The organism is Bartonella sp. EBT8, from assembly GCF_055796165.1.
Genome location: NZ_JBTTDJ010000022.1, coordinates 1 through 7965, shown reverse-complemented (window position 1 = coordinate 7965; position 7965 = coordinate 1). Strand labels below are relative to the sequence as shown.

Genomic DNA, 7965 nt, shown 5'->3' with positions numbered 1-7965 from the left:
CGTCCGTAAATCCCTTTCTCATCATAATGGGCAAGGACAATTGCCTCTGTATAAGGCATTTCCCAATGCTTTTAGAACATTTCTTGTCAAAAGATCAACTATGAGTGACTATTGGGAAAACTGGGCGGGCAATGTTGCTGAGATTGCACAAAACCATATCAATCGCCTGCAAAACATGCTTACTGATGAAAAGAGTAAAGCACGCCGTGCTTTTGATGCGTTTCTCAAAGAATTACAGAACAACTTAAACAGTGATATCAAACAAGAGGAAGCGATTGAGATGTTAGCGCAGCATCTTGTCACGCGTCCTGTTTTTGAGGCTTTGTTTGATGGCAATCAATTTGTACAAAACAATGCCATCTCACAAGCAATGGAAAAGATTTTAGCTGAGTTGGATAAGACCAATATTGAAGAGGAGTCAAAAGAGCTTAAAGAGTTTTATGAAAGTGTCAAATTCCGTGCTTCTGGGATTACCGAACCCCATGCAAGACAAAATCTTATTATCAAGCTTTATGAAAGCTTTTTTGCCAAGGCTTTCAAACGTACGACAGATAAACTTGGCATTGTTTATACCCCTGTTGAGGTTGTGGATTTTATCATTCATTCCGTTGATGATGTTTTACGCAAGGAATTTGGCAAGAGCTTGGGATCGCGTGGTGTTTCTATTCTTGACCCCTTTACAGGTACGGGTACCTTTATCACACGGCTTTTACAATCTGATCTCATTCAACCAGAGGATATGGAATATAAATTCCGTCATGATATCCATGCTAATGAGATTGTTCTTTTAGCTTATTACATAGCAGCCATAAATATTGAATCGACCTATCATAGTCTTATGAAAGGAGATTATATTCCCTTCAAACATATTGGTTTGACTGATACGTTTCAGATGCTTGAAGAGAAAAATCTGCTGCAAGAATTGTTTAAAGAAAACAGTGAATATTTGGAACTTCAGAAAAAGCTGAATATCGAAGTGATCTTTGGCAACCCTCCTTATTCCGTGGGGCAAAAGAATGAGAATGATAATGCGAAGAACACCCCTTATCCACTTTTAGATAACCGTATTCGTGAAACCTATGCTGCTCACTCGAAAGTAACGAATATACGAGCACTTTACGATAGTTACATTCGCGCTATTCGTTGGGCAAGTGACCGTATTGAAAATGCTGGCATCATTGGCTTTGTTTCTGGTTCTGGTTATATAGAAAAGCCAACAATGAACAGTTTACGCAAATCTTTAACCAAGGAATTTACCAGTATTTATGTGCTTAATTTACGAGGAGATCTTCGTAAAAACATGTTAAGTGGTGGTAGAGCTCAAGAAGGAGAAAATGTTTTTGGCAATGGTAGTATGACCGGTATTGCTGTAACATTATTTATCAAAAATCCCAATGTTTCTGGAGATTGTAAAATTTACTATCATGATATTGGCAATAATCTTACGACAGAAAAGAAACTGTCTGTACTCAAGTCCCTTGGTAGTATTGGTGGTCTTGCACAAAAACAAGAATGGAAAATCATCACACCAAACAAACATGGTGATTGGGTAAATCAACGTGATGACAGCTTTGAAACATTCCTAGCTATGGGTGTTAAGAACGGTCATGACAAAAAGCTCTTTGAAAATTTTTCGTGTGGTTTAAAAACCAATCGGGATGCTTGGGTATATAACTCAAGCCGTAAGATTTTAGCAAAAAATATGAATAATATGATTGCTTTCTATAATAGTGAAGTGGAACGTTTTAACGAAACCTATCCACATGCTGATCGGAAAATACGTAAAAACGCTGTAGACAAATTCGTTAACATCGATACCACAAAAATCAGTTGGAACTATTCTCTTAAACAAGAGCTGGTAAAAAGAAAGACATTCAAATTTGAAAGTGATTGCTTAGTTCAAAGTCTTTACCGTCCCTTTACACAACAATGGCTTTATTACAATCGTACCTTTAATGATGCTGTTTATCAAATGCCGCGTATATTCCCAATGGGAAAAGCCTTTGAAAATAAGGTGATACAAGTTACAGGTTTAGGAGAAAGAAGTGGCTTTTCTGTTTTGATGAGTAAAAATTTACCTGATCTTCATGCACTAGATACTAGTCAATGCTTTCCATTGTACCTTTACGAAGATACTGAGGTTTCAAAAAATAGAAGTAATAGCCAATCCCATTTATTTACAAATTCTACAGAGGAAGGAAAAACCACTGGTTTACAACGCCGTGATGCCATTACTGATGAAGGTTTAGCACATTTTAAAGCGGCTTATCCTAATGAGAAAATTACCAAAGATGATATCTTCTATTATGTTTATGGAATTTTGCACTCACAAGATTACCGTGCTCGCTATGCTGATAATCTCTCTAAGGAATTGCCTCGCATCCCTTGCGTAAAGAGTGCTGAAGATTTCTGGGCATTTGTTAATGCGGGGCGTGAATTAGGCAATTTACACGTCAATTATGAGACTGTAGAGCCTTATCCCGTGACCTTTAAAAAAGGAAATCCAAAACTTACAGATATCTCTAATCCTGAGAAATTTTATTATGTTACAGAAATGAAATTCGCAAAAATCAAAAATAGTAAGGAAAAGGATAAGTCTACAGTTATTTACAATAGCAATATCATAATAACAGATATCCCTCTTAAAGCTTATGAGTATATCGTGAATGGTAAATCTGCTCTTGAATGGGTTATGGGGCGTCAATGTGTAAAGACTGATAAAAAGAGTGGCATTGTTAATGATGCCAATCGCTATGCTATTGAGACCATTGGCAACCCTGCTTATCCATTGGAATTGTTCCAAAGGGTTATTACGGTAAGTTTAGAAACAATGAAGATTGTTAAGAACCTACCAAAATTAGAATTAAGAGAAACTCAATAGATTTATGAAGCATGCCTATCATATAAGCATGCCAATCTCACAAGGGGTATAGAGTTTATATCTATACTCTTTTGTTAGTTGATTATGTAGAATCTTAAAAGGAATGATTTACTATGCGCTATTCTAAAAAGAGAAACCTTGCACTTTTAGACACTCTCATTTGGATTGCTTTAAGACTTTTAAGAAATCCCATCTTAAATAGAATGAGATTTTTTTACATTGCCTTTAAAAGATTATATCGCAATCTAAAATGATATCTTTCAAAAGCTCTTTTTAAAGAGAAGAATGAATGTTTTTATTCTTTACGTTATGACACCTTCAAAACCCTCAAAAACCCTCAAAACATATAATATTAGTTGTATTTATGCGTCATATCATTAATCATCAGTTGTTTTTTGAAAATTGATAAAAATTAACATATTGAAATATAACACTTTTTATTTTTTACTAAAATTTTTTTTAAAGGGGGGGGCTAAAAGAACCCTCAAAACCTTCAAAACCCTCAAAACTAAAAATCTTGATAATATTTCTCATAATCACGAGCTGTCTTTTGAAAGGCTTTAAAGATTTATATGCTCTCTCATAAAACATAATTTAAACACGCACTCTAATCATAATAATTGTTTGTTAAAATTTACTGACAAAAATTGACAAAACAGACAAAATGCGTGTCATTAATTGTCTATATTACTCACATTGCTTTTATGCATTGGATTACAAAAATTTGTATAATGCTAACCTATTGAAATATAATGTTTTTATTTTATCTCTATTTTTTTTAAATGGAATGGGGGGATAGATTAACTGACAAAACAAACAAAAGAGACAAAAGCCCATTAATAGGTATTTTGATAAGGATATAAGAATTCGAAATGTTTTTATAACAAATCAAACCCGCATGATCATATTATCCTTTGTTTTGAAAAAATGATGCGATGACTATAGAGAATGAATTAAAACAACAGAGCAACCCCGCAAAAGAGATCTTGAATTTGCTTAGCATACTGAAAAAAATCTTTATTTTTCACAATTTTTACATTCGATAATAGAGAAAAAGATTTTGAGCAAACAGCTCATTGACGAGTGATAGTTGGAAGGATTCTCACCTGAGAAACAATTATGAAATCCTCACCTAAATGAATTAAGAGATTGTTGCCAACTTTCTCTCCAAGTTTAGATCATGGACTCTAAACTCTTGCATCACATCCGGAGAGAGAATACTACTGTTGTTGAAATCTGCACCACCCTCTACTTTCTTAGCCTCAAATCCGTCAATAATGAGGTTGTTTTTTTTCCAAGGATAGTGAGATTACCACTACTGTTGCGTTTACTCAACTGATGAGGAAAGATTTCAACTCTCCCTCCTCTTCTATAAAATTTCTGAAACCTTTTCGATATTTTTTAAAATACTATCTCTTGTCTTTTTTTCCGATAAATTGAATGAATTTCTTTTTCCAAAAGAATGAAGCTTCTCCTTGCTGAAGCCATCATTAATCATCAAGCTTTTCTGCTACCTGTTTAACTAAAGCATAGTTGAGTTGTTTATTCCTTTTTACTTCTGTAGCTAAAACCAATGCGCGTTCAAGATGGGTTTGGTTGATGCTCTCATCAAAGCCTAGATGATCTCCTGTCTCAAAGCTTTGTTGATAGGACTGCAAGCTTTCAATATCACCCAATAAAGCAAGAGCACCAATATGAAGCAAGCCATAATGCGCATCGGTTTCTTCATTCACATTGCTTACTTCCCAAGGCGCAGTACCATAGTGAGAGCGAAGTTCTTCATGAAGATCAATGGCGGTTATCGCCCATTCTAATGCATCATCAAGCGCCTGCTTTAATCGATCCGCACTCACCTCTGCTTCAAAGATTTCCAATCCCTTGGCTTCAAAATTAAGATCTAAATCCGGTAAATCTTCAGAATGAATAGGATCAATGACCTTGCAAGCAGCGGCAACTATGCCGGTACTAATCAACAAGGCGCTATCAAATTGCGGATAATCTTCAGCAACTTCGTCGTTATAAAGAAAATCAACTTCACGATCAGCCAATTGATAGCTCGCCATATAATCGTCTTCATTGATTTTCTTAACGGACCAATTCAAACTTTTTAAAAGAGCATGAGCACTTTCCATGGTGAGATGATTATCATTGTCATCCGCTTCATCCACTTCAACAGAAGTTGTTTTAGAAGCAACAGATGCTGTTTGTGGATCAAGGGATAAAATCAGAGCGTTTTTTGGAAAACCTTTTCGATAATCTCGTGCAAGAGTAAGAACACTATCAATTATGTATTTTGTAATGTCTTTCACAAAACCTAGAGGATTACCTTTTCTAATGCTCTCCTTATAAAATTTGAGCTTCTCTATATCCCCTATCAGAATAAGCGCAATAAGGTGACGTGCTAGAAGGTAAGCTTCGCTATTTGTTGGCAAAGCGGCATAGTCATAGATAATTTGATTGACATTCTGTTGATCTGCCCACTCAAGAATATTTATACAGATCTGTTTCAGTTTGCCTTCATCCAATTCAGTACTAGAAACTGTATAAACTCCTTCTGCCTCTTTGAGTGGTATATACTGAGGTAATCGAGAAAACATATCCCGATGAGCGGTAGAAAAACCAAGTGTTGAAAGTGAAGCTTTCACTGTAACAATGGAGGTTTTCCCTTCTGTCTCAAGCTTATAAACTATGTTGATGAGGCGGTCTTTGCTGATAAAATAAGCATTACGATTGTAATCTTTATCGCGATAAACTGTCCAACCCATCGCTTTTAATTTTTCAGAAACTGTATTAAGAAAAGCCAAAGATTGTACATCAATACTTGTATCTTCTTCCTCTATCTTCTGCAAAGTTGGCAGATACTCTTCAGCAAATTCAATAGCACGATTAACATGGGTTTCTAGTTCTTCATCAAGACTTTGTAAATGTTCAGGAATTTTACCCATCTCAAGTGAATTTTGATAGGATTTCAGCACATCAATTTGACCTGTTAATGCTAAGCAAGCCAAATGCCAAATCACATCTGGATAATAGACATATTCCTGAAAAAGTGTTTTACTTTTGATCGACGCTTGCAAATCTTGAGCACGTGCCCACTGTATCACCCGCTCAGAGATTTTAATAATCTCGTGCTCATTCAACGCCTCTACACAAATATCAATGCCTTTATCAAAACCACTATAAATTCCCCCTCCAATCGTGTTAAAAGACTGATAAAAATCCGTAGGAAATATACACTCATATTCCCCACTATAGTGAATATATTCGCAAGCTACAGAAATTTCTTCGTTAGAAATCTCTGCTTCAAGACGGATATTGTAATTATCAAGAAGACGTACAAAGCCAAAATCAAACTGAATAAAGCGATCAGGCAAAGTTAACCACATTTTTCCAGGCTCCGTGGCAAACCACCCTTGCGTTTTGAGAATACGGCTTGCTACTGTAAGACTCATCAAACGTTGTTTAGGCTTTTTACGTGCTAGAATATCATCTAACACCCCGTTTTTATAGGCTTGTGCAAAAAGAATAAGACGATCAATCCATCCTATTGTTTTGTAATCTGCAAATTCTGGTACATGTAATTGGGGTGTTAGCTCAGAACTCTTTAAAGCATCGATATCGCCAAGCAATGCTTCTGCAACAGCAGAATGATTGACAGCTTCTTCGCGTAACTTTTGTTCAATATCTTGCTCTTGTGCCCAAGAAATAACTTTGTTTAGAGCATCCTTAATATGGCTTTCATAAAGATCTGGAGCTTTAATATTGAAATTTTCCTTCGCGTAAAACAGAATATCTCCATATTTATATTGTGATTCTTTACCTTTAGAATATTCCCGAGCAAGACAATAAGCAGCGGTAGTGAGATTAGCTGATAACCGCAACTCTTTACCACTCTCTCCATAATTTTTTATATCATAGTCAATGCCGACAATACGGTCAGGAAGATGATAATGTGCGAAGGTATCGCCCACTTCATCGCGATAGGGCTTCCACCCCAGCCTTTTTAAAATTTCTGTTACATTTTTGATTTGCATCATCATTTATTTTCCTTGTGCAAGCTCTTCTAAAAGACTTGGATGACGGACAACTTCATATTCGATTTTTCTTCCCCATTTCTTGCCTAATTGGTTTTGAGCCCAATTTTTTTTAAAATCGTCCAATGCTTTCTCAGTTGGTTTCTTCTCTTTTATAAATTTTTTGAGTTCATCTTGATATTTATTTAGCTTCTCTTTGTTTTCATGAAGAAAATTTCTAATTATAGATCCCGTTGGTCTCGCTTTACCTGTTTTATAAGATTCTTGCAAAATTTTTTGATTTTCTGTAAGCTTCGCATCACCTGTTTTTATTTCTCTAATTTTTAATTCACCATTTTCTATATAAACAAGATCAGGGCGAGATCTTTTTTCAAGTGCTTTTTTATTAATCAGATCACTCTCAAATTCAGCTCCCTTCACTTTATCTTTAAATGATGGCTCCTTCGGGCACACCGTGCATTTTTCTCTATTTTCCAATTCTTGCTTTTCCTTATTCCGCTTTTTGTCATGATGTTTTCTAACTTTATTAAGACTTTTACCCTTTTCCTTATTGTCATCATCATTATTTTTTTGTGGGCCTTTGCTGCTCGTTTGTGAGTCTTTATTTTTTTCTTCTTTGGTATTTTTGTTTGTTTTTTCGCTGTCTTTTTCTGCATTTTTCGACACAACAGCCAAATCGTCAAGAGGATCAGTTGTAGCAACAATATCTCTGTTCAAATAGGATACAACAACAACTGCTCCGCCTACGATTAGAATTGCCCATCCTACAGGAGTTAGAGCGGATAAAACTGCACCAGCCTCCACAACAAGCGGAGCTGCTAACGCAAGACTATTATTCTCTGCGGCATTGCCTGCGGCATCAGCACCGCTATTCACATCACCACCAGCAAGCCCAGCTGCAAAGCCACCCGCAGCCCGTGCAACATTAATAGCATGATCTCTAAAATCGGAAAATTGCTCTTTAATTTTTTGACCTATGCGTGCTTGATCTTCTACAGTTAGAGGGCGCCCATTCAATGCTGCTATTTCTTTTTGTATTAAATTTTGAGA

At 35.9% G+C, this 7965-nt stretch carries 3 protein-coding genes; 1 reads left to right on the top strand and 2 read right to left on the bottom strand.

From position 1 onward, the window contains the following. On the top strand, window positions 1-2881 hold a 2881-nt coding region (locus AC0QT4_RS08350), incomplete at its 5' end, for a type ISP restriction/modification enzyme (RefSeq protein ID WP_473201223.1). A 1490-nt stretch (window positions 2882-4371) separates the two neighbouring features. Here the strand turns inward: AC0QT4_RS08350 and AC0QT4_RS08345 are convergent. Further along, complete coding sequence (locus tag AC0QT4_RS08345; protein WP_473201222.1) at window positions 4372-6921, bottom strand: DUF6990 domain-containing protein; 2550 nt, start codon at window positions 6919-6921, stop codon at window positions 4372-4374. Beyond that, the coding region (locus AC0QT4_RS08340; protein ID WP_473201221.1) for a VENN motif pre-toxin domain-containing protein at window positions 6922-7965 on the bottom strand (1044 nt) is incomplete at its 5' end.

What these genes read in the sequence shown, in the direction of transcription:
- AC0QT4_RS08345 (WP_473201222.1), bottom strand. Translation starts at nt 6,921, where the DNA reads ATGATGATGCAAATCAAAAATGTAACAGAAATTTTAAAAAGGCTGGGG.